Consider the following 25988-nt stretch of genomic DNA (forward strand, 5'->3'; position numbering starts at 1 on the left):
TCCGTCCCGCCATGATCCCTATCGTCCCTTCTCCGCCCTCAACAGGGCAATCAGGACTCTAGAACCACCCGGACCGGTTCACGGGGGACACGCCACGTGGGCGACGAGTGTTCGTCGGCGCAGGCGGAATGGCCCTGCGTCTGCTGCAGCGCGCTCGCCTGCCCGAGATCCGCGGGTACGCCGTGCTACCGGTCGGAGCCGCATTCTTCCGCTGCTCGACACCCGAGGTTGTCGACCGCCACGAAGCGAAGGTCTACAGCCAAGCCGGGATCGGAGCGCCACCAATGTCTGTGCCCCATCTCGACAGGCGTTTCGTCAACGGCGCCGGGCACCTGATGTTCGGGCCCTACGCAACTTTCAGCACCAAACTACTCAAGCAGGGGCGCCTCACCGACTTCTTTACCACGCTGCGCTGGCACAACCTACACGTCATCGCCGCAGCACTCATCCAGAACTTGTCACTGATGCGCTACCTTCTCGGCGAACTCGCTGCTCGACCGCGAAAGAAGTTCGCCAAGCTGCAGCACTTCTACCCCAAAGCTGACATAGACCAGTGGGAACTCATACCCGCCGGGCAGCGCGCGCAACTAGTCACCCCCGACCACCGCCGCATCGGCGTGCTCCACCAGGGAACCGAACTCGTTGTCGGCGGCGACGGGACCATTGCAGGTCTCCTCGGCGCATCCCCAGGGGCATCGACGGCCGTGCCGATCATGCTCGACTTGCTCCAACAATGCTTCCCGATCGAGTGGCAGAAATCGTGGAAAAACACCGTGAACGAGGCGATCCCCGGGCATGACCCTCACACAAACTGGGGCACCAGCACCGTCAACGAGTCGGTTTCCTCAACTGCTTCAACGCTAAACCTCGCGAGGAGGAACCACGGTCGATGACTTACGCCGGCGCTGGGCCTACCGTCGAGTCGCATACTTAAACCGAACGCCGATCCGTTCAGGTGCTGTCACCAACCCGATCGCAACAGCTAGCCCCTCGAGGTCGTCTGTGAGCCAATCCGCGACCACTGAGATCGGGTGCCTTGTTCGGGGCGGTAGACAAGTCTGTGGTTGCGGCGTAGTCGTCATCTGGACGCTGTCAGACGGGCATCAGTCACACCGCTCCGTGGTCTCGCGTTCGAGCTGCCCGCGCTCAACGCTCAGTCGCGTGCTGTGAATGAACCTGTTGATCCTGTTGTGCGTTTGGCGATCTCGCAGTGGCCTGATGATGCGCCCCGCGGGGCGGTGTCAACGTTCTGCGCCGAACACGGGATTTCCCGGAAGTCGTTCTACAAGTTACGTAAACGAGCGAAGACTGAGGGGCCGTCGGCGGTACTGGAACCTCGAACCCGTCGTCCGAAGTCGAGCCCGTCAGCGCTCGGTGATGAGGTCAAAGCACAAGCGGTAGCAGTGCGAGCCGCGCTGGAGGCGTCCGGGTTGGATCACGGACCGATCAGCGTCCACGACAAGATGCAGTCGATGGGCCTCACACAGGTGCCCTCGACCGCGTCGCTGGCGCGGATCTTCCGTGAGGCCGGTGTCGCGCGTCATGAGCCGAGGAAGAAGCCGCGCTCGGCGTGGCGGAGGTTCGTCTATCCCGCGCCGAACGCGTGCTGGCAACTCGACGGCACCGAGTACGTCCTGACCGGTGGGCGTAGGTGCGTCATCCTGCAACTGATCGACGATCATTCTCGCTACGCCGTCGGCTCCCACGTGGCCTCAGGTGAGACCGCGGAAGCGGCGATTGTCGTGTTCGACAAAGCAGTAGCCGCTCACGGAGTGCCCCAGCGACTCCTCACCGACAACGGCCCAGCTCTCAACCCGTCACGCCGCGGCCGCATCGGCCGACTCGTCGAGTATGCCCGCGTGCTCGGGGTCGAAACGATCACCGGCAAGCCATACAAGCCGACCACGCAGGGAAAGAACGAGCGGTTCCACCAGACATTGTTCCGCTACCTGGACAAACAACCGTTGGCCGACACCCTGGCCGAGCTGCAAGCCCAGGTTGACGCGTTCGATCACATCTACAACACTGAACGGCCTCACCAAGGGCTGCCCGGACGGGTCACGCCGCTAATCGCCTGGCAGGCAACCCCGAAAGCCGACGCGCCCCACCCCAAATCCGGTCGACCACTGTTTGACCGGCCCACGCCGCGCCCGTGGCCGGCGCCGCGCCCCTCAACCGATCTGCCTGAGGGTGTCCTGGTCCGAACTGTCAGCACTTCCGGCACGATCAGCGTGGACGCAGTCACCTACAAGGTCGATGTGGACCACGCCTTCGACCAGGTCCTCGTCGCCGTGGACGACAACACGATCGTCATCGCGAACACCGCCGGAGAGGTCCTTGTCGAACATCCCAGACCCGCTCCCGGAATCACCTACGTCGGCAACCGCCAACCGCGTGGTCCCCGTCCCACCAAGCCAAGACCGTCACCGAAGTCCTGATACACCGAGTGTCACCAATGTCTTGATGCAGAACTGTCACCGATGTCTCGATACATCACACGAACATGCTCACAGTTTAACCCCACGGGTCGAATGGGTGTTCGATGGTCGTGTAGTTTGTACGGGTAGGCGGGGGTGTGACCGGAAGGGAAGTCCGGAACCGTACGCACCCCCGCCGTTCCCACCGCGGGAGGTGAATCGGTGGATGCGCGACCACGGTTGCACGTGACCCAACGTGCCATCCTCACCGAGGACGACAACGGTGTCTGGACGGGCCGGTATGGCGGAGAAAACTGGTCTGTGACAGCGGATTCCGAAGAGAGCGCTCTCAAACGTCTGCGCGAAAAGCTCGAATCCCTCCTCAACGACGGCGAGCGCACCGCACGCATCATCTCCCTCGGGGAGCAGGCCGCCCAGGGCAGCTACACCGAAGAGGGTTTCGAGGCGCGTTTCATCGACCAGGAGGCCTACGAGGATCGGATGATCGAGGCGATGGAGACCTATTTCGACCAGGACTGACCCGTGACGTCTGCGCCTGACGACCCACGCCGCTGATGCAGCGGTGGACCAACACCGCAGATCTTCGACCCCGCGGTGGGTTCATCCCGTGACCTGCTGAGAGGGCGTGGCGGTCCGGCCTGTCGGACCGCTCGACAGGGGGGCTCGCGACGGGGCCCGGGGACTCAGATTGCGCCGCTGTTCGCCGCGAACAGCGCGGCGTAGAGGACTGCAACAGTCCGGGATGCTTGCTCGCGGACAGCGCTGTCGGGGTCGTAGAGGTAGGCCTCGACCGTGTCGATGAGATGGACTGGGGTCGGCCGGAACCGTCGGAGGCAGGCTATTGCTGTCGCTCGCACGCTGGGGTCGCTGATTTGGTCGGCAACCAGATGCACGTCCTCTTGCTGGCCATGCTCGGTCAGGCACTCGAGGATGCCCGATCGACGGGCGCCCAGTGTGCGGTCTGCTGCGAGTTTCGATAGTTCGTCGTGATGGTCGCGGGATGCCAACTCTCGCAGCGCTTGCGCCGCTTCGTTCAAGGCTTCAGCGCTTACTGGTGGCTGAAGGTAGAACTGGTCGATGAGGGCATCGGCGGCGCCGCAATCGCGGGTGCCGGTGCTGGCCAGCGACCGGCAGAGATCGACCCGGAGTTGATCGACCTCGCCGCTGTCGGTGAACCCGGATCGTTCCTCGACATGGCGCAACCAGTCCACGAGAACGCCCGTCAGAGACATCTGCGGCATGTCGGCTACGCCGAGGTGTTCACGCAAGTGTGGCGAGGGAGCGGCGTGTGCGAGGTCGGCGGCGAGGCGCTGGTAGACGCGCTCTCGCCTCGACGGCGCTGTCACATCGGTCCTGTCGATCGGCGGTCGACTTTTACCTGCGTGGGTAGCGCGGGAACGCAGCCTGGCATCGCGAGTCCTTACCGTCCGGAGCCGCCGCGGATCGGCTGGCTGTTCGGAGGGTCTGATGCATCTGGGCTGCTGGGATGTTCCGCTCAGACCGACCGATCGGCCAGAGAGAACTTGTCCGGATCGACTTCGGTGGGTCCGCGCGCCTCGGAGCGTCTGTTAGGGACTGGATTGTCGGACTGGCGCCTCAGGACGTGGCGCTCGACGCCGCGTTCAAGGCCGGGTTGGCGCACTTGCGTCGCTGTGTTGCTACCCATGGCACCAGCAACGCCCGCCGGCGCGACGCCATCGACGTCGACGAGTTTCGACCGGTACTAGGTCGAAACCCGCCGCGCAACATCACCGAGGGCGGCTGCCGGCCGAGCGTGTCTGGACCCTGGAGACCGAGTTCCCGGACTGGGACGGCGCGATCCGCTCTTGATTCTATGAACGGTCGCCGCGCCGACCGGATTCACGTCGGTCCAGGTCGTCTCCAGACGAGATGCATGAGACTTGGCGCGAAGGGTGCTGGCAGCTAGTTGCGGTTGAGACCGTGTCTGCGGGAGTCGAGCGCGTCCTTGAAGTGGTTCTCCGCTGCGTTGATCTCTCGGGTGGGAGTCGCGGGGTCGAACACCCGCAGCAGTGAGAACTGGAAGGTCGCTGGGTCGAGACTGCGGAGTTCGACGTTTCCGCCGTGACCGTTCGTCGCGTAGACGTTCCAGCGTTGGCGGATGCTCTCGCCTCCGTCGGCCTTGCCGACGTAGTGCCGTCCGTCTCGGGTGTCTGTGATCAGGTAGACGCCTCTGACGGCAGCAAGCGCGGTACGCCAGGCTGCGTATCGGTGCTCTCGCATCACGCCTTGCAGTTCGGTGTAGGACAGGATGAGTCGGTCGAAACCAGGGAATGGCACAGGCTCCGCGTCCGCGATCTCCAACACGGGATAACCAGCTGCCGTTGAGGCGTTGATTCTCCAGGTACGCGGCGATCTCCAACCGATGACGAGCCGGTTCCTCAGATCTGAGAGGTGCTCGGTCGCAACGAGGTCGAATATTCGGACTGCCCCATCGTCCGAGACGACACCGCGGTTTTCTAACACCGACCATAGGCGGGCTCTGTCGCCGCCCTCGCGTATGAACACCACCCAGAATCGGGGCGGATTCGGTGGGAACGTGCGTGATCGGGCGGACTGATGGCTGGTGTACTTCAGAATGTCGGCGTCGCTGGAGGTGGCCTCGAGTCCGGGCAGTCCGCTGTCGTCGCGCTCCTGGACGTATGCGTGACGGAGTACATGGGCTTGGCCGGGTTCGATACCGGCGCTCTCCAGTATCGAACCGAACGCGAGCGTGGTCATCGGCGACCACCTTTCTGCTCGATGAGCTATGCCCCGGTGGGTGGGTGTTCGATCCGCTTGCCGTCTCCCGGAAGCGTGGGTGAACGATGTCGCGCGGTTCTGCCCCGTGGAAGCACCACGACGCAACTCCACATCCAACGTTGGCATCTTCGGCAGAATCCTGTCGTTCGTTACTCGACCCGTCGTAGCGTCGATGGCATGGGCGACGAGCGAGTTTTCAGCATCGACGGAAACCAGGCCGTGCCAGCCGAACCTGTGTCACTGGCGGAGGTAGGGCTTCGAGAACGTAGGGATCTGCAGGAGTGGGTGATCGCTCATCCGGAAATTCTGGGCTCCGGAGTCAAGGTGGTCACGATGGAGTTCGATCGGTGGCAATCCGGAGCCGGTCAACGCCACGCTGACCGACTTGATGTTCTCGGTATCGACACCGAAGGGCAACTCGTCCTTGCTGAGCTCAAACGTGATCGAGCACCGGACACTGTCCAGCTGCAGGCCATCAAGTATGCGGCCATGGTGTCGCGCTTCACGCCCACCGACCTCGCGACGCACCACCAGCGCTACCTCAACAGCCGTGGCGGCGACGTCTCCGAGGAAGACGCGCGCGATCTGCTCATCGAACATGTCGGCGCGCTCGATCTGGACACCCTCAGACGACCCCGCATCGTCCTTGTGGCGGGGGATTTCGACGCCACGACAACCGCGAGTGCCGTGTGGCTCAACGAGATGGGTCTCAACGTCACGCTGCAGCAGGTGCAGGCCTACCGCATGGCTCACGGGCTGGTGATGACTGTCTCGCAGCTCTACCCCGTTCCAGACGTGGAAGATTTCACCATCTCACCCATTGAGGCTGAGGCGAGATCGTTGACGCAACGACAGCAGAAAAGCGCAAGGGAACAATCGACGGTTGTTCGTTTGGCCCAGAGCGGTCTGCTGTCTGATGGCACCGTCTTGCATCTGAGAACCACTAACGAAGTGGACACTGACGCTCGTGCGCAGATCGACACCTGGATAGACGAAGACGCTCGCCGCGGCCGAGCCGTCTGGTTCAACAGCCCGGCCGCACCGTTGAAATGGGAGTACGACCAGAAGCGCTATCGTCCTACCGCGATCGTGACCCAGATACTGCGGGAGGCTGCCGGGCTTGACCGAACCGTGCGCGGTCCGCGGTGGTGGGTCACCAGCGATGGCCGAGACCTCACGCAACACGTTGGCAGTAGTCCTGCTCCGTTCAAGTGGGACAAGTTGCACGTAGCTCTGGCTGCGATTCCTTCCGGCATGTGGACGACATATGGCGATCTCGCCGAACTGGTCGGTACAGCCCCTCAACCGTTGGGCAATCACGTCACTCAGTGTGAGGAGTGTCCGAACGCTCACCGCGTACTCGGTGCCGGCGGAACGCCATCGCCGCGGTTCCGTTGGAGCATTGATCCGCTCCGAACCGATTCTCAGCAGCAAGCACTTGAGACGGAGGGTATCGCCTTCACCAACGGTCGTGCAGACCCTGACCGCTACCTCAAAGCCGACAGAATCGCACACACAATTGGCGAGACCGAGGTGTAGTGCCGCGTCCTCGCGCCTACCGCGCCGTCCGCACCGCTAGTCGGCAGATCGAGTACCAGATCGGCGAATGTTCCACTGCCAGTCGGAGAATTCGGTTTCGAGCTGCGTGATCCGGTCGGCCGGGAGGCGACGTCGTCGATACTCGGTGCGGCGTTTGGCGGCCCAGGCGCCAATCGGGAAGCCGTCGATCGTCGCGTGGCGGGGCGGGGAGCTTGTGCCGTGTGCGGCGACATAGCGGTGCAGGTGGTCCAGGCCGACGTGAAACGGTGGTCGTGTCCGGAGAGTCCACTGCCAGTCGGGGAACTCGGCTTCGATCTGTTGGACGTGTTCGGCGGGCAACTGTCCGGCCCGGTACTCGGCGCGGCGGCTGGCGACCCAGGTACCGATGGGGAATCCGTCGATGGCGTCGTGACGGCGGGCGTTGCTAGTGCCGTGGACGGCGTGGTAGCGGCGTAGATGGGCCAGGCCGGCAGCGAAGGACGTTCGGGCGTTCGCCTTCCACTGCCAGTCGGGGAACTCGGACTCGAGTCGCGCGATCCGCTCCGCGGACAAGACGCCGCGGCGGTAGTCGGTGCGGCGTGTGTTGACCCACCGGCCTATCGGGAATCCGTCAATGAGGTCTTGCTGGCGCGGGCTGCTGGTCCCGTGCACGGCCCGATACCGATGCAGGTGAGCGATACCCTCATCGAATCGGCTGGTCACGGTGATCTAGTGTGCCTGCCGACGCGAGGAACCGGCCCTCATGACCCACCGGGCAACAGCTGGCGGCGCCCGAAGTTGATCACCGCCTGCATCAGGGCGATCCACCTCCTGTTCGATGTCAGTTGCAGGTTGCCGAGACCTCGAATTGCTTGGTGATGGGTACGGCGAGATCCCAGCTTTCCGCGGTCCCGCGAACCGTGATTCGGGAACCGTCCTCGTCGACGTCTTCGACTGAGCCTTTGCCCTGCTTGGCGGTGTACAGGACTCCATCGAGTCCGAACGACACCCTCACGAGTTTCGGCGGATTGCCTGGTTGGAGATCGGCAATGAGCCCGGGCTGCCCGTCGGTGGGGTCCTGTCCAGTGATGCTGATGGAATCGCTCTGTCGGTAGCACATGAACTCAGCCGGATCGATGCCCGGAAGTGGCTGGCCATCGACGGTGGCGCTGAGTTCGGCGTAGGGGATGTCGATCTTGGACAACTCCGGCCGCGTATCCGCGGCTTCGGAGACATCGGATTCCGAACATCCGGCTACTACGAGGCCGACCCACGATGCCACCAGCAGTGGCACCACGAAACGCTGACGGCTAGCCATAACTCTGTCTCCCCCTGGGCTGGTCGTGAGGCTCACGATCTGCTTGCTTGCTGCGGGACTGTACCGGTCGAGAGCGCGAGGGGAACGCACCGGACCCGACGCTCGGCTGACGGTCGTATGACTGACTGCAGGGCCTAGCCGATCGCGACCCCCCGGGTCGGGAACCAGTCGGGGTGGTTGCTGCAACACATCACCGTGCAGCCATTGATTCGCGCGTCACCGACAGGGATATCCCTGCCGCCGCACCCCCGAGTGCGGTCGGCTTCTGCGCACACGTCCGTGCGCACGGCGGCCCCGAGCGGCACCGTCCGAGTGCGAGACCCGCTCGCGCACAGGGGCAATACGTCACTGGCGATGTCGTCAGCCGCGAGGGAGGCCCACCGTTTCTCGGTTGCTGTGATGCAGCTGGTGTGCGAGGTGATCGGACGCCATCGAGGACCGTCTCGTCTTGGCGAGACGGTCGCTCCGACGGTCGCGGACCAGATCGCGGTACTGGTCCGTCACGACGCCTTCCATATCGCGAAGACGGTTGCGGCGACGGCAAATAGGGCCCAGAAGTCCTCGATCGGGCCATCGGTGCATCGACTCCATGTGCAGCTGTGTGACCCCTGCGGCGCCGAGATCTTCGGTTCCTTAACCACTGCCGGCCAGGTGCGGCCATTCGCCGCCCGCGTCGAGCGAAGACCATGTCGGATACGTGCCGGCGCGAGGCCGGTCAGCCGATCCACCCTTGGCCGTGTCGCCTATCGGTGGCAGCTGGTTGCCCTCGAGTTCTGCTGAGTCCACGGCTGGCGCTGAGATCTGTCATCGGCTCGGCGTGACCTATCCTTTCCCGGTGGTTGCGCAGTCGTCGGTGTTGGCTCGGAGATGGGCCGATTCTGCACCGTTGCGTGCCCAGCAGTGGGGCCTGATCACCAGCGCCCAACTCCAGCGCCTCGGCGTGAACGGGTCGAGTCAGCTTCTGCTCCGGCGCAGAGGATTGCTGGTGTCGGTGGCCAGAGGTGTGATGCGTGAATCCCGCCCGCCGGCGGACGACCTGATGGCCGCAGCCCAGCTGGCCTGGGTGTCGGCAGTCCCGGATTCGACTCCTGAGCAACGACTCTCGGCCGAGCGGCCAGACTATGTGGTCACCGCGTACACCGCGCTGGCACTGCATGGACTCGCCGATTCCCCAGTCGAGACGCTGCCGCAGCTGGCAGTCACCGGGCGCTTCCAGCACCGGCAGACCGCCACCTACGCGGTCGTTCCTCGCCGGGCGGAACTGTCGTGGGATGACGTCGACATCGTCGACGGACTGCCCGTCTTCACCCCGGCCGCGGCGATCCGCGATCTCGCCGCGCACGGTGGCGCCCGGTTCGCCGACGACCTGGCCGACTACTTCGCTGCTATCGCCGGGGCTGCGGCCGGCCGCCCCGATCGTGCCGTCATCGACGCCGCGATCGCGGCCACCGGTGTCCGCCTGGACGCCCCGTCGTCTCCCCTGCCCCCGCTGCTGGCTGGCAAATGGGCCGATACCGCGTCGCTGCGCACGGCCCAGTGGGGCCTGATCACCAGCGCCCAGCTCCAGCAGCAGGGCGTGACCCGCAGCGATCACGTGAAGCTGCGCAACGTCGGCCTGGTGGTTCCCGTCGCCAACGGAGTGATGCGTGAAGCCGACCGTCCCGGTGAGGGCCTCCTCGCCGCCGCGCAGCTGGCCTGGGTAGCGGCCGTGCGAGATTTGACCCCTGCTCAGCGGCTGGCGGCGCCCCGTCCTGACTGTGTGGTCACCGGCACGACCGCCTTGGCCATCCATGGCCTCGGCCAGCCCGGTGAGGGACTGCCGCAGCTCGCGATCACCAAGGCACCGAAGAACGGTGGACGTACGACCACGACCGCCCGATATCTGGGCCGGTCCACGGCGTTGTCGTGGGACGACGTCGACATCGTCGACGGACTGCCCGTCTTCACCCCGGCCGCGGCGATCCGCGACCTGGGCCAAGACAGCCGTGGCCGGCTCGTCGATGACCTCGCCGGCTACTTCGCCGACATCGCCATCGCTGCTGCCGGCCGCCCCGATCGCGACGCCATCGTGGCAGCGATCGCTGCCTGCGGCGCCCGCCTACGCACGGTGGTCTGCGATGCGCGCGCCATCCTCGACCGGGTCTACCGCACCGCGGGTGTCTCCGACGACCTGTTGACGGCCACCATCTGGGGCGGCCAGTGGCAGCGGCGCTTCACCGCCGACCGGGTCCAGCACATCGTGGCTACTGCGCTGTCGGTCGCCCTCGACACCATCGCCGGCCGCCCCGGAGACGATCTGTCCGCCGCACTTGTTCGCCTGTTAGAACGCAACGGCCAGGCACGTAAATGTGTTGTGCCCGAATGTGAATGGTGGGCGGTGGAACAAGACCGCTGCTATGAACACTCGATCCAGCGGCGACGCGATCGTGTGCTACTGGACCCCTCAGGCGTCGATTGCTCCACCACGCCGACTCCTCGCCGGTCAGGACATGGCTGGTGGGGCCACATCGACGACGACGGCGAGACAATTGCCTGCCATGAATGCGGTGAGCGTTTCCGTGCGCTGACCCGCACCCACCTGGAAACCCACGGCCTGACCGCCCGCGAGTACAAACAGCGCCACGGCATCGAACAGCGCATCGGCTTGGTCTCCACCGAGATTCGCGAGCGGCAGCAGCACCAGGTCGCCACCAACCCCCGATACTCGGAACGGTTCCGCCGAAACCCGAATGCGCCACGCCTGACCGATCTACCGTCAGCCCTCCTCGACAAGGGCCAGTCTCGCTGATCGACCTCGTCCACGACTACTGCGCCATCAAGGAACTGCGCGCCGCGTGCAGGTAGCGATAATGCTGCCATGGCCGTTGTCCGCACGATACCGCCCTAGGATGATGGACGAAGAGGAGGAGCGGTGAACCTTCCTGCGGCAGTAGCGAAACGGGTGGCAAACAAGGCGGCACAGCCTCCCGCGTGCCACGACGTCACCGTGTTGGCCGCGTGGGCCGTCGGGGACTGCGTGTGCGTAGTGTTTCGTTCCCGCCTGGTCGACGACCCGATGAAGGTGCTCGGCCTGGTCTACGACCTCGACTTCCATCCGCCGGAGGCGGGACCCGTCACCGACATTGAGGCTGCGGCCTACCACATCCTCGCGTTCGAGGTCATCGAACCGCACCCCTACCCCGATGTGTACACCGCCGGGGCGGAGTCGATTCGCTGGCGGGTGATGTCGGCGCGAGATCACGACCTACTGGCCGTCATATCGCAGCTGCCCGACGTCGACGCGCTGGTCAACGGGGGCACACAACTGTCCCTGAGTAACGTTGATTCAGGCTCTTACACAGGTGCCGAGACTCAAGGTGGTGAGACGGACATAGCTCGGGCCAGTTCGGCCTTACCCAGCAACGAGGGCCTGTGGTCACTTGATCGAGTCGTGCAGGTGATCCCTGCCGCGCTATCCGGACTAGCGGTCACTGACTGCGAGGCCTCCACCATCGACTCGCAGACGGTGTTGTGCGCGCGCCTGGGAGTTCCCGGTGATGGGGCGGGCTGGATACGGGCCACCCGCACCGACAGCGCCGCAACCCTGGACGAGTTCGAGAACGATGAGGACATCTACCGCGAGCCTATGTTCGTGGTGTCCCGTCTGGGCGACACCGACCGCCAGAAATTCGGCGAGTACGCCTATGTGACGCACAAACACGATGCGACCGAGGTGTGGACACTGCACGCCGACACCGTCACCATCCAGGCCGGGTTCCCCCGCGGCGCGGTCAGCGAAGACGACCTACTGGTGATGGCCCGACAGATCCTGCACGAGATCTAGTCGGATGAGCCACGAGATGTTCAATGCCGGAACGATTCTTCGAGAAGCAGTGTGGCGACGCCGCTCATCATGCGGGCGGCGCCTTGCGGCGGTGGTGCTCACCGTGGCCGCTGTAGGGACCATAGTGTCCGCGTGCGACGCCCCGAGCGACCGCAACGATCTCATGGGTGAGGCATACGCAACCGAAACCGACATCCGCGCCACGGCTGTCCGGTTGTTCGAAGCGATGTCACACAACGACTGGGGCGAGTACAACCGGCTGCAGTGCGGTCGTCAGCGCTCAAGCGCACCCGTGGATGATCCCGAGTTCGCGAGGAAAGTGTCGGGCTTGGGGGTCGTCGGCGTCGAAGTGATGGCGCAATCGGATATCTCCGCGCAGGTCGTCGTTGAGTTTCGCCACTCCGACGACCGCACCGGCACACACACCGAAGAGATCACCATCATCCGAGAAGACCACGAGTGGCGAGCCTGCTGACACCGCGGCCCCGGTCTACGCCGGCCAGCCCGGTTACAGCCGCAAGCTCGACCGCCACGGTGACGGCGTGAGCTCCGAATAGCGCTGACCTACACTGCGAGAACATGGCTCAATTAAAAGTCGACCTGTACACGACGGCCCCGGTGGCCGACCGGCTGGCGGCCGCTCTGACGTCGGTGATTGACCGACCGATAGAACCTCCCACCATCACGAGGTCGAGGGCGGTAGCGGCAGACACCTTGGTCGCGCAGTGGGAGGCCGAGAATGCGGACAGCGCACCGGACGGATCGCGACATGCACTCGAACTGAGCTGGCTGCTCGTTTCAGAGACCGACGCAGCCGCCGCTGAGGCCGCTGTCCGAGAGCATCTGACAGCCCTCGACGAAGGTCAGCAACGCAGCGAGACTCCCTGGATGACCACAGTCCTCAGCGATTAGACCGCGCTGCCAGCCCCGGCGGCCATTGCAGTGCCACCGGCGTCGCTACCGAGGCACCACAACCCCTGGCGGTAGTTCGTACTCGGCAAGGACCACCTCGTCGCCGTAGACGGGTGGGAAGTCATCGCCGGGGATCTGCGGGACGGCGAACATGAGTTTGAGGAACAGGCCGGGGTCGGCTCCGTCAAAGGCGCGCAGGGAGATCCACGGCCGTGCACCGAACGGGTCGTCGATGTAGCCGTCCCATCCGCCGAGCTGATCGAGATAGTCGGCGAGGGTGCGGCCGGGGTAGCCGAATCGGGCGGCGTAGTTGATCGCGGTGGTCTCTGCGGTGATGCGTACGCGTTCGATCACGGCCTGAGGATAGACACCACCCGGTCGGTGAGCGAGGACGATGAGATCTCTGATGCACCGGGAATGTCCCACCTGTCTGGACGAGAGGTGAGAGTCTGTCCACATCAGCCGGGGGGGCGGACTACTGCCCCATGTCGAAATGCGCAGACGCACACGAGAAAGGGCCCAACCCGATGACAGGAGCACACATTCTTGGGTAGGCACTCCTCGGGACGGACCGCCCCGGGTCGTGGGGGTTCCCATCTTCTGAGCACTCGTCTTCTTCTCGCCGTCCCGATATGCCTGTGCATGGGCGTATTCGCCCTCTGGTGGGGAATCTCGCTGGTGGCCAACCCCGAAACCTGCAATCTCCAAGCGATGACCTCAGCCGATCTCTGCAAGCCCGGAAGCAGGGGCTCCGAGACCCTCGTTCGAAGTTCAGAGCTCGACTATCCGGTTGGCGACTTCGCGGGATACCGAAGCCTGAATGAGCAGGTCAGCCACAACAAAAGGTTCCTCTTCGTCTACATCAGCTCTGGCCTGTTCTTCGTCGGCATCTCCCTCTGGCTCGGCTTTCAGCAGCTCGTCCTATTCCTGGAGCGCCGCATCCACTAGCCACACCCACCGAGACAGAAATCTGTCCCGCACTCGATCGTCATGGCCTGACGCTCCGGGAAGCTCGCTACTGTCCCGTCGCTGCGGCGGTGTCGCGCAGGAGGTCGGCGAGTTGGGTGCGGGCTCGGTTGAGTCGGGATTTGACTGTCTGAACACCGACGCCCTGGTGGGCGGCGATGTCGGCGTAGGTGAGATCGCCGAATTCACGCAGCACCACGGCTTCTCGGAAGTCCTCGGGCAGTTGTGCCAGTGCGTCGCGTACCGCGTCGCGCAGCGCGATCTGGTCGTCGAACGCTGACTGGTGGGTGTCGTCGACGAGTTGGATCGGCTGGTCGGGGTCGGTGAAGTCGGTGATGGTGGTGTTGGCTTTGCGGCGCCGCACGACCATCAGGGCGTTGTTCGCGGCCACCCGGTGCAGCCAGGTGCTGAACTTCGACTCACCGCGGAACTTGTGCAGGTTCTGCCACGCCGCGACGAGGGTGTTCTGCAGGGCATCCTCGGCGTCGTGGGGGTTGGAACAGATGTTGAGGCACACCGCCCACACGTGCGTGCGGTGAGCGCCGACGAGCTCGGCGAAGGCATGCTGGTCGCCGTTACGTGCTTGCAGCAGCAGACGTGCTTCGTCCATCAACTCCCCCAACCCGATTCTCAGATGTCGTCGTGCGTGTCGTGGGCACCGGGGTGCGGGTCCTCGTCACCGGCGTCGGCGAGATCGACACTCGCACTGCCCTCCTCGGCGGGCGGGAGCTGTCCCTCCGCGGCGGCGTCTTGGGCGGCGTGAGCGATCGGCGGATCAGCCGGCGCCTCGGGCGGGCCGTCGGGGTTGTCGCCGCCCAGGTCGATGTCCTCATCGACGTTGGCCGGCGGGGTGTCGTCCATGTCGGGGACGGTGTCGGGGTCGGCGACGGCGGCCGGGTCGAAGGCGGCCTGCAGCGCGTTGTCCCATACTCCCGGCGGGAGATCAGCGGCGAGGGTGGCGGGGTCGATGCCGAGTGACGCCAGAACCGGCGACGGTTCGTCCTCCTGCATGTGTTGACCTCCGTTTCTGGTGAGGTGGTCGCCGACGAAGGTCGCCGTCGGCCCGGTCACCAGGTGAGATGTTACGGCCCACCCCTGGTGTTCCCGACCTGGTCCCGACAGCTGTGATGTAATCCTCCTCGCCAGATAGACGCGGATTCGGGGTCGCGGCGATCGTGGGCGGGAACATTCCTCATTCCTGGTGGCAACAGATTCCCGACACGCTCACAGACCGAGTTCGAAAGAGGACCCACCATGTCCGGTACCCCCAGCAGCGACGCCCCCATCATCAGCCCCGACGAGCCCTACAACCCCGACGCTGCCCCCGCCGATGCGCCCGCCCCCGCCCCGGAAGCCGCCGACGGCCCGGCCGGCGAGGTGGTGCACACCACCGACGACGCCGGCAACGCCATCGACGTGCACTACGACGAAGCCGGCGAGGTGGTCCTGGTCGAGGCCGACACCGATGGTGACGGCCGCATCGACACCGCCGCGGCCCCGACCGCTGACGGCGGCGCCGTCATCGCCAGCGACCTCGACAGCGACGGCGTCGTTGACGAGGTCGCCCACCTCGACGCCGATGGGGACCTCACCCAGGTCGATTCCTACGAAGACGGGCAGCTGGTCACCCAGACCCTCGACACCGACGCCGACGGCGCACCCGACACCGTGCTGACTGACACCGACCGCGACGGCGCACCCGACACCCTGCTCGTCGACACCAACGCCGACGGGGCCATCGACGCCGTCGCTGTCGACACTGACGGCGACGGGCAGTTCGACGCTGTCGCGCTCGACACCGACTTCGACGGCCAGGCCGATGTCTACGGCCAGGACACCGACGGTGACGGCGAACTCGACCTCTACACCGACGACACCGGCACCTACAGCGACACCCCGGACGCCCCCGAAGACACCACCCCCGGCGGCCACGACAGCGACGCCCTGGTCTGAGCCCTGCCTAGCCGTCGAGTCACCCATCGCCGATGCCCGACCCTCCGACCAGGGGGGTCGGGCATCGTTGTATCGCCGGGCAGTGGCTGCATCGCAGGGCCCGTGACCCGTATTCATCCGTTCGAGCAACCCACTAGGAGAGGGATTCCATGACCACCAACTCCGAATTCCGGGATCTTCACGACGCCGCACTCGAAGGCGACGTCGAACGGGTCCGGCAGCTGTTGGACCAGGGCGCTGACCCCGACCGGAAGAACGCCACCGGATACACCCCGCTGCAGCTCGCCGCCCGAAGTGGACGTTCGGCATCTGTGGAAGCGCTCCTTGACGCCGGAGCCGAACTCGACGTTCGCGATTCGCACGGCAATACCCCGCTGGGCATGGCCATGTTCTCCACGACGGGCGACGCTGTCGCGACGGTGGGCCTGTTGCTCGAGCGGGGTGCAGACCCCGATTCGAAGAACAATGCGGGCGAGACTCCCCGGCACCTATCGACTCTGCTGATGAATCAGCACTTCAAGGACCTCTTCGCCAGGTACTGAGGGGAACGAACTCGCCGCCCCTGTGGTGGCGTCCGGCGACATCCCCCGTGGCGACGAACAGCTGGTCACCCAGAATCGGGATCCCGGTTCACGGCCTCAGGGGTCTGTGGACGGGGACGCCCCGCATGAACTCTGGCTTGGGCGGTAGCTCGGTGAACCGGCTGAACAGCTCGATCTCCGGCTCCAGCCCCATGCGTGCAATGTAGTCCGCAGCCGAGAGACCACCGACATCCCCGCTGATCGTGGGATCGGCGCCACCCTCGAGAAGAACACGGTAGACACTCAGCGACCTGGCCTTGCCGACCGCCACCCGAAGAGGCGTGAGCCCGTTGCCGTCCAGTGCGTTCGGGTCGGCGCCAGCCTTCAACAGCACCGCGATGATGTCAGCGGATTTCGGCATTTGCGCCGCCATATGCAGAGGTGTCCTGCCATCGTCGTCGCGGGCATTCGGGTTGGCGCCGGCGGCGAGTAGCGCCTCGACCGTGTCGAGCTTGCGGCCGTTGCTGGCCGCGGCGTAGTGGAGTTCGGTCCGTCCGGCACGATCTCGACTATTGACGGAGTCCATCACTCCCCCTCCCTGGACCTCACATCGGCGTTTCGGTAGCTGCTGCGTTCGATCTCGATGGGGCTCAGAGTCGACTGCGGCTGTGGCCAGCCTAGGTCCGTCGGGACGATCGCGACGACCGGCATCCACATCTATCGTGCGGCCGGGAACATTCTCGGTGCCGCAGGGCAACCAATCCTCAGTTGCTCACGCAGAGCACATTTCTCGCCCCGATGAACGAGGCGGGACTGACAAGGGCGCGGCGATGCGCTGCGACAGGACCAGAGGACACTCCGATGAACAAGACCGTCATGACCATTGCCGTTGCCGCCGTGTCGGTGGGCGCCGTCGCGAGCGGGTTCGCCGCCGGTACCGCCGAGGCCCAGCCGGGGCATCAGCGCAGCTGGGTCACCGACGATGGCTGGAAGGCCTCGATCGCCTCCACCAACGAGAAGGTGCAGAAGGTCGCACCGTTGTCTTCGGTGCCGACGTCGCGGGAAGCGTTCATGTCGATGCGGGCGGTGTCCATGCTGACGCCGCCGGCCGGGCAGGCCGGTGCAGCGATCACCGGTGAACTCGAGGCCGGGTACATGATCGGGTGCGCGGTGCAGCTGGAATCGGTGACCGGCAGTGTCGGGGCGAGCTTGGGCATCGGTGGCAGCGGCGGCGGCGGTGTCAGCGCGGCCGGACCCAGCGGCAGCCTGTCGATCAGTCCGCAGGCCCTGCTGCAGCCGAGTCTGTCGGTGACGATGTCACCGGGCAAGATCACCACCGTCACCTTCGACAAGAAGGCCGTCGGCGCCGGACGTGCGTCGACCACCACCCGCGAAGGTCACATCAGCATCGACGGGTGTGCGGGCCCGGTCGCGGTCCGCTCCTACGCCATCCTCAAGACCAGCACCCCGAAAGCCAACGACGGCAACGCCGTCTACGGCCGCGTCGTCTACCTGTGAACCACAACGACCCGGAATGTGCTGCCCGACGGGAACATTCCCGCACTCTCGGGGCAACTCATCTGTGGATGCATCACCCCGGTGGTGCGCCGCGCACGGTCTGCGATCGCAGACGTGCAGACACATCGAAGTCCAGTCGAGTGGCTGGCATGACGAAAGGAACACTCAGATGCGAGTAGGTAAGACGCGAGTGCGTAAGACGATCGGTTCCACCGTGGCGGCCGTCGCGGCGGCCGGTGCACTGTCGCTGCTGGGCGGCGGGCTGGCCTCGGCCGCCCCGATCGAGCTGCAGCACGGCGACGACGGGCTGACGACCTACGACTTCGGTGTCGACGGCCAGGACGTCATCGTCGGCGGCATGCACATTCTCGAGTTCTGACCCAGCTCGGTGGAGCTGAAATGACTGCGGGTGGACGTTCAACGTCCACCCGCAGTCTTCGTTTAGTCGGTCGTCACCGACCAGTGTCCGGCATCCGGGTGCCGGGACGGCAGCGCCGAACCGAGACGGGCTGCAGCGTCGGCGAGGATCGGCCACGGCTCGTCGAGCTCGCCCTGCCAGCATGACCACGGCACCGGCCCGGGCCCGAGAACATCGCCGAGCAGCGGGTGGCGGCTACGCGCAATGCTGTCGGCGGCCTTCTCCACCGCGGCCACCAGGTCCCATCTGGTCACCTCGGCGACGTAACTGGGCAGCTCGGCGACCGCTTCTGCGACGGCGTCGACCGAGCTGGGCTCGGTGGCCACAAGGTCGGCGGCACGCGCAGCAATCACCTGCGGGCGCGGCTCAATGGCCGCACCGTCAGGGTGGATTGTTGGGTAGCTCAGCGGCGTCGGATGTTGATCGTGCGGACCCACGCCAGAAGAGTATCGACTAGCGACGACGCACAGGGCGCTCTGCTAGTCGAGGATCTTGCGGAGGGTCGCGGCCGCTTGTTTGCGGACCTCGCTGTCGGGGTCCTCGAGGTAGTGCTCGATGACTGGACGCAGGCCGGCCGGGAGTGGTGTGTACTGCCGGATGAATTTGATTCCCAGTGCCCGAACGGTGTCGTCGTCGATCTGATCGACAACGATCTGCAGCCCGTCGGGGGTGCCCTGGATGATCAGCCATTCCAGTAGCGCGGCCCGGCCCGAGCCCAACGACCGATCGGATGCCAGTGCGGCGATGCGGTCGAAGTCGCTGGGCACCGCGAGGTAGCGCAGTGCGTTCGCCGCCGCATGCAGGGTTCCCGGGCTTTGCTGCGGCTCGCGATAGAACTCGCTCATGAGCAGCGGCACGGCCTCGGTTCCCATCGCGTCGATCGTGGTCAGTGCCCGATAGATGCTGCTGCGGAACCGATCAAGGTCGAAGGGGTCGGTCAGCGGTACGCGGCGCTCGGCGTGCTTGAGCCAGTCGATGAGCACAGGTATGACGCTGGGGTACCGCCGGCTGGTGTTGACCAGTCCCGACACGCTGGTGATCGTGAGGCCGTCCCGCCGGGCAGCCTTGGCGATGTCCTTGCCGAGGATGTCGTGGGCGGCCCGCCACTGCGGCGTAACAGGCATCGCTAGTCAGCTCCCATCCGTGTCAGTCGCAGGACGCCTCAGACAGGCAAATCCCCTATGTGCCGCCCAGATTCATCGGGTACCGCGCAGCCGCGTACTGACGCCCGCCCGCAGGGAACTTTCCGACCAGTCGCCGGCATCTCATTGCAGTCCCTTTCAGGACCAGGACTGGACGTGGTCGCAGTACGCCACACGCGGCCTGTCCGAAATCAGCAACAGCGATGGAAGGTTACAAATGTCAGGACAACAACGCCACCGCAGCCGCCGGCTCACAATCGCCGCTTTCACCGTTCTCGCGGCCGGAGCGGTGGCAGCCTCTGCCTTCGCGTCCGGCGGTGCGAGCGCTGGGGGCGGCCCGAACGGTTACGTCTACACCCCACCCACCCACGCCAAACCGTCCGTGCCGCACCAGGGTGGTACGTCCCCCTACGACGTCGCGCCGCACCAGGGGGGCACGCTCCCCCACGACGTCGCGCCCGGCCCCTCGCCCAAGAAGATTCCGCACCAGGGCGGCACGTCCCCCTACGACATAGCGCCGCACTGAACTTCGCTCCGCTAGGTCTCGACGGCCCGTACGCCACCATGGGGTACGGGCCGTCGGTCTAGCTTTAGAGGTGTCCGAACGAGATCGGCCGCGAGCCTACGTTGCCGTTTCCAATGTCCAAGCCAGGCGTAATCGGTTTGAGACAGCTGGGGAGAGCGACTCACCAAACTCCGTCGAATACCACGACCGCCCAGATGCACTCGACCGCCAGGCCGCCGGTCAGCCCCGACCAGAACGCGATCTTCTCTGCCGGTTTAGCACCAGCCATAGCAGCAACGAGGATGCCGAAAGCGACTAGTCCCACGGGAAATACGATTAGGAAGAGGTAGTCCGGAAGCAGGAGCGCGCAGGCGGCAAGAACCAGTCCGGCGGTCGCGTAGACGGCGTACGTGGCCCGTCATCGAGCTGGGCGATCCGAGTGGTGATCGCACGGGCGATCGCGCGCTCGAGCGACTTCGTCATGCCAGTCCTTCACGGTGGGCTTGCCCGATCACGTCGACACCTCTGCGCATTCAGTTGATGAGACCTGAGCGCGTAAGGAAGGTACGGGCATTCTCTACCGACGACAGTCGGTAAGCCCAAAGAACCAGCCCGGTACCGGTGTTGGCGTACAAGACGGTGTGTTCGTTATTGCTCGCGCTCGACGAGGTGATCTCGGCGGCTGCCTGGCGGTTGGTGTCTTCGACGACGGTGCCCTTGCCGGCGCTGTAGACCCCGTTACGCAGCTTGCGGATCTCGCGGGCGGCTTCGTTGTCGTCGACGTTGATGTCGATCCGCAATGAGTCCGACGGGCCGCTTGAGTTCTTGAGGCCACCCAGGGTGCCGGCGTCGTTGAGGGTGCATTTCAGTGTGAGGGAGCCGTTGTCGGTGAAGCTGCCTTTGCTGCAGTCGGTGATCTGGGATTGCAGGGCGCCGGGGAGTTGCTGGCGGATCTGGTCGGGGTCGGTGAGGATCGGCCCGCCGTCTTCACCGGTGGGTCCGGCGGCGGTGGTGTCGGTGTCCAGGGTTTCGGTGGCCTGGGGTGCGTCATTGGGGTCGTCGTCGCTGCCGCTGGCGGTGGTGACGATGGTGGTCACGATCGCGGCGGCGGCGATGACGGCGGCCGCGGCGGCGCCGATGCGCAGCCAGCGTCGCCGCGTCGAGGCGGGCTGGGCTGGTGAGCCAAAGGTGCGGGGTTGGGTGTGCCAGGTCGGCATGAGGTCGGCGGCTTCGGGGATGCCGCGGGGCTGGGTGGGCGCCGAGTCCGCCAACACGGTGAGCAGCGCACCTTGGGCGACAACGGTTTTGGGGTCGTCGAGGGTGGCGACGGGGCCGAGTTCGCCCAGGCGTTGCTGGATGAGGGGGATGCGGGAGGACCCGCCGGTGAGGTAGAGGGCGGTGAGTTGGTCGGGGTGGGTGAGTCCGGCGTCGGCGAGGGTGGTTTGGGTGAGGTGGACGGCGGCGTCGACGGCGGGGGTGATGAGTTCGTCGAACTCGTCGCGGGTGATCTGCAGGGTGGTGCGTTCGCTCGGGCCGGGCACGGTGATGGTGGCCGACGGCGTTTCGGACAGTAGCTCTTTGGCCTGCTGGATGGAGTCTTGCAGGGACTGGATGGCGTCGATGGGGGCGGTGCGGCGCAGCCAGGCGGCGTGGTCGGGGTCGCGGTCGGCGAGGCGGTCCTCGACCCAGCGTTGCAGCAGGGCGTCGAAGTTCTTGCCGCCCAGGCCGTTGTCGCCGCGGGCGGCGATGACTTGGAAGGTGTTGGTGGGGGTGACCTCGAGGACGGCGATGTCGAGGGTGCCGCCTCCGAAGTCGAACACCGCGATCCTGGTGCCGTGTTGCAGGGCGTGGGAGCGGGAGTAGTGCCCGGCCGCGGCGCGGGGTTCGGAGATTGTGGTGATCCGCTCGGCTGGGATGCCGGCGGCCCTGGCGGCGTCGGTGAGGACCTGGATCTGTTGGGGCGCCCACGCTTCGGGGTGGGTGAGCACGACCCGGTCGGGCATGGTGCCGGCGTGTGCGGCGACCCCGCGGCCGATGATGGTGCGCATCACGGCGGCGACGAGCGCGTAGATCGGCAGGGTGTGCCCGTTGGCTGCGACGGCCGGTTGCGCACCGATGAGGCGTTTGGGTGAGGCGATGAACCCGGCTGGGTTCTGTGCGGCGGAGTTGAGGGCGGCACCCCCGACGAGGACGGTGCCTGCGGTGTCGACGAACACCGCCGAGGGCATCAGGTTGCTGGTGTGGGTCAGCGAGAGCGCTTCGATGCTGCGGCTGGTGGCGCCCGAGTGCGCGGCCGCGGAGTTTGAGGTGCCGAAGTCGATGGCCAGGGACCAGGCGTGGGGGGCAGATGTATGGCTGGCAGATGTCATGGTGTCGGATCGTCCTGTGCGGGAGGGGTGTCAGTGGCCGTCGGTCAGAGCGGTGTAGGTGCGGATGAGGGTGACCAGGGCGGCGTCCTCGGCCGCCGAGCGGGTGGCCAGGGTGCGTTGCTGGGCGGCGGCCAGGAGGCGGTGGGCTTCGGCGGTGACGGCGGCCGGTGGTGGGTGGCCGTCGAGGCCGACGCGGCCGGCGGGGGTGGTGGCGGTGAGGATGGTGCGCAGTTCGTCGGTGACCGCGGCGTCGGGGTCGACGTCGAGCATGCGTTGGTAGTCCTCGAGCACGGTCACCGCGGCCAGGGCCGGGTCGGCGCGTAATCCGGCGGTCAGGGTGCGGATGTGGTCGCGGGCGGGATGGGTGAAGGCCAGTTGATCGAGGCGGGCCAGGATGCGGTGGGCGCGGTGCAGCACGGCGAACCGTCCGGTGGCCGCGGTCAGGGCGTGGCGCAGGGCGGCGATCCCGGATCGTTCGGCCAGCCAGGCGTTGAGCGCTGCGGCGCCGTCGGCGGCGACCCGGCGGCCGTTGAGGACGCCGTACTCGCCGAGCAGGGCGAGGAGTTCACGCCGTTCGGCCGGCGGTACTCCCCCGCTGGTGGGGTCCTCGGAGTCGAAGATCCGCAGCACCTCCAGTGGCGGGACGTCGCGGAGCTGGGCGAGCAGCGCGGCGTGGCGTTCGGTCAGCATGCCGGTGTGGCTGGTTTGCGCCATCAACCCCGACACCGGGACGATCGCGTGGACGATCCCGGCCAGCGGGCCGGCCATGGCGGTGGCGTGGGCGGCGGCGTGGGTGAGCGGGTCGCGGCGGCCGAAGGCGCCTTCGCCGAAGGAGTCGGCGCGCGAGAGCACCCCGAGCATGGTCAACGGGGTGAACGGCAGCCGGTGCAGGAACTCGATCTCATCGACGCGGGGTGCGGCGTCGAAGAGGAACACCGCGGCGTCGGCGTCGATGGAGGCGGTGCGGGTTTGTTCGAAGCCGTCGATCATCACCCGGCGGGTGGCGGCGTCGTTGGCGGCGGTCAGCGTCGACAGGCCGGGGGTGTCGATGAGGGTGAGTTCGCGCAGCGCCGCTGAGGGCAGCCATCGGTCGACGTAGGCGACCTCGGCTGACGGGATCGGTAACTCGATCCCGGCGCCGGGGCGCAGCGCGGCGCGGTGGCGGGTGCTGTCGAGGGCGAGGACCTCGGCCCGCGACGGGGACCCGTCGCGGTAGACGGTGACGACGTTGGTGGCCTCCAGGGCTGCGGTCTCGGCGACCGGGGCGCCGATCAGCGCATTGACCAGCGTGGATTTGCCCGCTTTGAGTCGGCCGACGACCACGACGCGCGGCGGCGACCACAAGATGGTGCCGATCGCGTTGGCGTGGTCGATGCAGTCCCCGCCGAGCGCGGCCAGCTGGTGCAGCCCGCGGTCGAGCGTGGTGTGTACCGAATCTGGTGTCGCGCTACTCATGTCGGGTCTCCGTCGAGCAGTGCTTGGGCGGCGGTGATGCGTTTGTCGACGATGGCCAGGTTCGAGGTGAGACGTTGGGTGGATTTCTCGCGGGTGGCGGCGTCGGCGGCCGCGGCCTCCTGGACGTGGGTGATGGTGGTTTGAAGCTGGTCGATGGTGGTGCGCAGGTGATCTCGGTAGCGGATGACGATGTCGGGGCGGGCTTGGGCGACGGCGCTGTCGAGGAGTCGGCCGGTGGCGGTCTTGGTGGCGGCCAGGGTTTCTCGCAGCCAGGCCAGCAGGTTCGTTTTGCCGGCGCGGATCGCCCGGAAGCTCAAGTTCACTCCGACCCACACCGCGCCGATGACGGCGCCGACACCCATCAGCGCCGAGAGCCCGACAAGCCCACCGAGGGTGGAGGACCCGACCACACCCATGGTCAGCAAGGTCGGGTCGAGCAGTCCTTGGCGTTTGCTGGTGACCTGGTGGGTTTCGATCTTCTTGTCCTGCATCGAGGCGACGATGCGGTCGCTGATCTGTTCCCACACCGCGGGGTCGTCGGCGAAGCGTGGGGTGATGATCGTGTCGTGCAGCTCGTGCAGGAACCCGGCGAGGGTTTCGGCCATCGCCATCTGCAGATCGACCTGCATGTCGGCGGTGAACTTCTGTTCGCTGCGTCGCAGCACCTGCATGCCGTTGCTGTTGATGTAGGTGGTCCACTTCTCGCGCACCCCATCGAGGCGGCGTTCGAGGTCATCGACCGCCGATTGCCGCAGCAGGGTCAGGTCCCGGGCGAGGTATTGCTCCCATTGGCGTGATTGGGCTTGCAGGTCGGTGAGCCGGTCGCGTTCGGCGGTCAGGTCCGGCAACGCTTTCGCCCCAGCGGTCAGCGCGGCGAGCTCGTCGGCGATGGTCGTGCGCACGGTGCGCAGCCCATCCAGACAGGTGCGGACCGCATCCAGGTGTGGGGCGGCCGCGGCGGCGTCGAGTCGGTCGGTGATCGCCGCGCGCAGGGCGGCGATCCCGGAGTCGGCCTCGAGGCGGTGACGCGCCTGCGGGTCGGGGGTCTCGGCGGCCAGGACGGCGAGCAGGCTCGACACCCCGATCACCGGCACCGTGCGCCCCAGGTGCTCGGCGATCAGGCGCTGGTTCTCGGCGACGATCGCCCGCCAGCGTCCCAGGTGTTTGTCGGTTTTGGTCACGGCCACGACGACGGCGTCGACACCGGCGCTGGCCTCGCGGACGAAGGCCATCTCCGGGGCCGTGACCGGGGCGGAGGCATCACAGACCAGCACCAGCACGCACGCCTGCTGGGTGGAGTGCGCGGCCAGTTTCGCCAAACCGGGGTCCAGGCCGCCGACACCGGGGGTGTCGATGAGGGTCATATCGCCCACCGCCGCCTCACGCAGCGCGATCGCCGCCGCGGTGGGCAGCTCCTCAACGCTGCGATCACACACCATGCGCCCGCCAGTGGTCACCCAGTCGGCCAGCTCGCCGATCTCAGCCGGCCGCGGGCCGGAGGGAAAGAACAACTCGGCGGCATTGGCGACGGGCAGATCACCGGTGGTGACCGACACCGCAACCGAGGAGGTGACATCAACCCCCACCGGGCACAGGTCGCGGTAGCCGACCAGGGCGTTGACCAGCGAACTTTTGCCGCGCTGCACCTCGCCGGCCACCACCACGGTGCGCTGCGGCGCCCGATGCAGTTTCGTCTCGGCGAGGTCGGCGACGACGTCGTGTTTGTAGGCGCGCAGCACCTTTCCCGCCTCAGCCACGACCGCCGCCGCGGCCGCATCGACCCCTGTCTGGGGTGCTGCGGGCGCGTTCACGCCGACCATCGTCTCGTAGCGGTGCCGCCGTTCCCCCGACCGGTCATGGAAAGCATGCTGGTCGAAGCGGCAGGGCAACGCAAAACGCTGGGCGTCAGGCGCCGGCGGTGCAGGCCCAGATGATCGTGCGGGACCCCGGCCCGGACTCATTCGCCGCGGCTACCTCAGCGGAGCGTCGGGTCGGGGCGTAGGCCCACCCCCACCGCAGGGTGCGGGGCTGCTGGGTAACCGCACCGCAGTTGCGGGCCATCTGCACCACCCACCGGCAATCCGAGGCCCGGCACTTCGCTTCGGCGGCCCGTTTGGCCGCCGACGCGGTGGCGTAGTTGATCGCATAGGCAGTGTTGCCGGTGCGCTGGGAGATCGCGATTGCCCCGTAGACATGCTCGGCGGCCTGCGCTGGTGCCGGCGCCACCAGCAGCCCAGCACCAGCAGTCACCACGGCCAGAGCGGTCACCGCTGCGCGCACACCGCGAGTCGAAGTAGGCATCAAGGGGCTCCTCATCCGATGGTCGAGAACGTCTCGACCCTAGATCGCACCTCCTGCGACCTGAGGGGCGA

Annotated in this window: 25 protein-coding genes and 3 pseudogenes; 14 read left to right on the plus strand and 14 right to left on the minus strand. The window is 66.3% G+C overall.

What is annotated here, in order from left to right; genetic code table 11:
* Nucleotides 1-83 precede the first annotated feature (83 nt).
* The 3 genes and pseudogenes from ACFVHY_RS13785 to ACFVHY_RS13795 form a co-directional block, all read left to right on the plus strand.
* A pseudogene (locus ACFVHY_RS13785) lies at nt 84-893 on the plus strand (malate:quinone oxidoreductase); the annotation flags it as partial.
* Nucleotides 894-1238: 345 nt separating this feature from the next.
* A pseudogene (locus tag ACFVHY_RS13790) lies at nt 1239-2464 on the plus strand (integrase core domain-containing protein).
* Nucleotides 2465-2639: 175 nt separating this feature from the next.
* The gene (locus tag ACFVHY_RS13795) at nt 2640-2957 is read left to right on the plus strand and encodes a hypothetical protein (RefSeq protein WP_390272582.1); all 318 of its coding nucleotides are present in this window, start codon (nt 2640-2642) and stop codon (nt 2955-2957) included.
* A 164-nt stretch (nt 2958-3121) separates the two neighbouring features.
* Here ACFVHY_RS13795 and ACFVHY_RS13800 read toward each other — a convergent pair whose 3' ends face one another.
* A complete protein-coding gene (locus tag ACFVHY_RS13800; RefSeq protein WP_390272585.1) occupies nt 3122-3784 on the minus strand; it encodes a hypothetical protein in 663 nt (220 codons plus the stop codon).
* Between the two features lie 577 nt (nt 3785-4361).
* The gene (locus ACFVHY_RS13805; RefSeq protein WP_390272586.1) at nt 4362-5177 is read right to left on the minus strand and encodes a GIY-YIG nuclease family protein; all 816 of its coding nucleotides are present in this window, start codon (nt 5175-5177) and stop codon (nt 4362-4364) included.
* Between the two features lie 198 nt (nt 5178-5375).
* On the opposite strand from ACFVHY_RS13805, the gene ACFVHY_RS13810 reads away from it, so the two are divergent.
* The gene (locus tag ACFVHY_RS13810) at nt 5376-6737 is read left to right on the plus strand and encodes an MGMT family protein (RefSeq protein WP_390272588.1); all 1362 of its coding nucleotides are present in this window, start codon (nt 5376-5378) and stop codon (nt 6735-6737) included.
* A gap of 36 nt (nt 6738-6773) precedes the next feature.
* On the opposite strand, the gene ACFVHY_RS13815 is transcribed toward ACFVHY_RS13810, so the two are convergent.
* Nucleotides 6774-7439, minus strand: coding sequence for a helicase associated domain-containing protein (locus ACFVHY_RS13815; RefSeq protein ID WP_390272591.1), 666 nt, complete (start codon nt 7437-7439; stop codon nt 6774-6776).
* A gap of 118 nt (nt 7440-7557) precedes the next feature.
* Entirely contained in the window at nt 7558-8034 is a 477-nt protein-coding gene (locus ACFVHY_RS13820) for a lipoprotein LpqH (RefSeq protein ID WP_390272593.1), read from the minus strand.
* Between the two features lie 835 nt (nt 8035-8869).
* Between ACFVHY_RS13820 and ACFVHY_RS13825 the strand changes: the two genes are divergently transcribed.
* The 4 genes and pseudogenes from ACFVHY_RS13825 to ACFVHY_RS13840 form a co-directional block, all read left to right on the plus strand.
* Nucleotides 8870-10822 (plus strand): MucR family transcriptional regulator, encoded by a 1953-nt coding sequence (locus tag ACFVHY_RS13825; RefSeq protein ID WP_390272595.1) that lies wholly within the window; start codon nt 8870-8872, stop codon nt 10820-10822.
* A 123-nt stretch (nt 10823-10945) separates the two neighbouring features.
* Entirely contained in the window at nt 10946-11857 is a 912-nt protein-coding gene (locus tag ACFVHY_RS13830; protein WP_390272597.1) for a hypothetical protein, read from the plus strand.
* A 4-nt stretch (nt 11858-11861) separates the two neighbouring features.
* Entirely contained in the window at nt 11862-12332 is a 471-nt protein-coding gene (locus tag ACFVHY_RS13835; RefSeq protein WP_390272881.1) for a hypothetical protein, read from the plus strand.
* A gap of 7 nt (nt 12333-12339) precedes the next feature.
* A pseudogene (locus ACFVHY_RS13840) lies at nt 12340-12414 on the plus strand (excalibur calcium-binding domain-containing protein); the annotation flags it as partial.
* Nucleotides 12415-12814: 400 nt separating this feature from the next.
* Here the strand turns inward: ACFVHY_RS13840 and ACFVHY_RS13845 are convergent.
* Complete coding sequence (locus ACFVHY_RS13845) at nt 12815-13123, minus strand: hypothetical protein (RefSeq protein WP_390272599.1); 309 nt, start codon at nt 13121-13123, stop codon at nt 12815-12817.
* A 288-nt stretch (nt 13124-13411) separates the two neighbouring features.
* Here ACFVHY_RS13845 and ACFVHY_RS13850 point away from each other — a divergent pair, with 288 nt between their 5' ends.
* Nucleotides 13412-13717, plus strand: a complete 306-nt coding sequence (locus ACFVHY_RS13850; protein ID WP_390272602.1) for a hypothetical protein — start codon at nt 13412-13414, stop codon at nt 13715-13717.
* A 67-nt stretch (nt 13718-13784) separates the two neighbouring features.
* Here the strand turns inward: ACFVHY_RS13850 and ACFVHY_RS13855 are convergent, their stop codons facing one another.
* Both ACFVHY_RS13855 and ACFVHY_RS13860 read right to left on the minus strand, forming a co-directional pair.
* Nucleotides 13785-14345 carry an RNA polymerase sigma factor gene (locus tag ACFVHY_RS13855; RefSeq protein ID WP_390272605.1) on the minus strand — a complete coding sequence of 187 codons (561 nt, stop codon included), beginning with the start codon at nt 14343-14345 and terminating at the stop codon, nt 13785-13787.
* A gap of 20 nt (nt 14346-14365) precedes the next feature.
* On the minus strand, nt 14366-14806 hold the full coding sequence (locus ACFVHY_RS13860; RefSeq protein WP_390272607.1) for a hypothetical protein: 441 nt from the start codon (nt 14804-14806) through the stop codon (nt 14366-14368).
* Between the two features lie 183 nt (nt 14807-14989).
* Between ACFVHY_RS13860 and ACFVHY_RS13865 the strand changes: the two genes are divergently transcribed.
* A complete protein-coding gene (locus tag ACFVHY_RS13865; protein ID WP_390272610.1) occupies nt 14990-15688 on the plus strand; it encodes a hypothetical protein in 699 nt (232 codons plus the stop codon).
* Nucleotides 15689-15837: 149 nt separating this feature from the next.
* Nucleotides 15838-16230, plus strand: coding sequence for an ankyrin repeat domain-containing protein (locus ACFVHY_RS13870; protein WP_390272613.1), 393 nt, complete (start codon nt 15838-15840; stop codon nt 16228-16230).
* Between the two features lie 88 nt (nt 16231-16318).
* Here the strand turns inward: ACFVHY_RS13870 and ACFVHY_RS13875 are convergent, their stop codons facing one another.
* On the minus strand, nt 16319-16795 hold the full coding sequence (locus tag ACFVHY_RS13875) for an ankyrin repeat domain-containing protein (protein WP_390272867.1): 477 nt from the start codon (nt 16793-16795) through the stop codon (nt 16319-16321).
* Between the two features lie 275 nt (nt 16796-17070).
* On the opposite strand from ACFVHY_RS13875, the gene ACFVHY_RS13880 reads away from it, so the two are divergent.
* Together ACFVHY_RS13880 and ACFVHY_RS13885 are read left to right on the plus strand one after the other, a co-directional pair.
* The gene (locus ACFVHY_RS13880; protein ID WP_390272616.1) at nt 17071-17727 is read left to right on the plus strand and encodes an MspA family porin; all 657 of its coding nucleotides are present in this window, start codon (nt 17071-17073) and stop codon (nt 17725-17727) included.
* A 169-nt stretch (nt 17728-17896) separates the two neighbouring features.
* Nucleotides 17897-18106, plus strand: coding sequence for a hypothetical protein (locus ACFVHY_RS13885; protein WP_390272619.1), 210 nt, complete (start codon nt 17897-17899; stop codon nt 18104-18106).
* Nucleotides 18107-18168: 62 nt separating this feature from the next.
* Here the strand turns inward: ACFVHY_RS13885 and ACFVHY_RS13890 are convergent, their stop codons facing one another.
* On the minus strand, nt 18169-18582 hold the full coding sequence (locus ACFVHY_RS13890; RefSeq protein WP_390272621.1) for a hypothetical protein: 414 nt from the start codon (nt 18580-18582) through the stop codon (nt 18169-18171).
* A 42-nt stretch (nt 18583-18624) separates the two neighbouring features.
* Nucleotides 18625-19269, minus strand: coding sequence for a HEAT repeat domain-containing protein (locus ACFVHY_RS13895; RefSeq protein WP_390272624.1), 645 nt, complete (start codon nt 19267-19269; stop codon nt 18625-18627).
* A 235-nt stretch (nt 19270-19504) separates the two neighbouring features.
* Between ACFVHY_RS13895 and ACFVHY_RS13900 the strand changes: the two genes are divergently transcribed.
* On the plus strand, nt 19505-19813 hold the full coding sequence (locus ACFVHY_RS13900) for a hypothetical protein (RefSeq protein ID WP_390272627.1): 309 nt from the start codon (nt 19505-19507) through the stop codon (nt 19811-19813).
* 512 nt (nt 19814-20325) lie between these two features.
* Here the strand turns inward: ACFVHY_RS13900 and ACFVHY_RS13905 are convergent.
* The 4 genes from ACFVHY_RS13905 to ACFVHY_RS13920 form a co-directional block, all read right to left on the minus strand.
* On the minus strand, nt 20326-22161 hold the full coding sequence (locus ACFVHY_RS13905; RefSeq protein WP_390272630.1) for an Hsp70 family protein: 1836 nt from the start codon (nt 22159-22161) through the stop codon (nt 20326-20328).
* Nucleotides 22162-22191: 30 nt separating this feature from the next.
* Entirely contained in the window at nt 22192-23616 is a 1425-nt protein-coding gene (locus ACFVHY_RS13910; protein WP_390272633.1) for a GTPase, read from the minus strand.
* Nucleotides 23613-25436, minus strand: a complete 1824-nt coding sequence (locus ACFVHY_RS13915) for a dynamin family protein (protein WP_390272870.1) — start codon at nt 25434-25436, stop codon at nt 23613-23615. Before ACFVHY_RS13915 ends, ACFVHY_RS13910 begins: the two co-directional genes overlap by 4 nt.
* A gap of 85 nt (nt 25437-25521) precedes the next feature.
* Nucleotides 25522-25917 (minus strand): DUF4189 domain-containing protein, encoded by a 396-nt coding sequence (locus ACFVHY_RS13920; RefSeq protein ID WP_390272636.1) that lies wholly within the window; start codon nt 25915-25917, stop codon nt 25522-25524.
* Nucleotides 25918-25988: the final 71 nt, after the last annotated feature.

Source organism: Gordonia sp. NPDC127522 (assembly GCF_042672305.1).
GTDB classification, from domain to species: domain Bacteria; phylum Actinomycetota; class Actinomycetes; order Mycobacteriales; family Mycobacteriaceae; genus Gordonia; species Gordonia hongkongensis.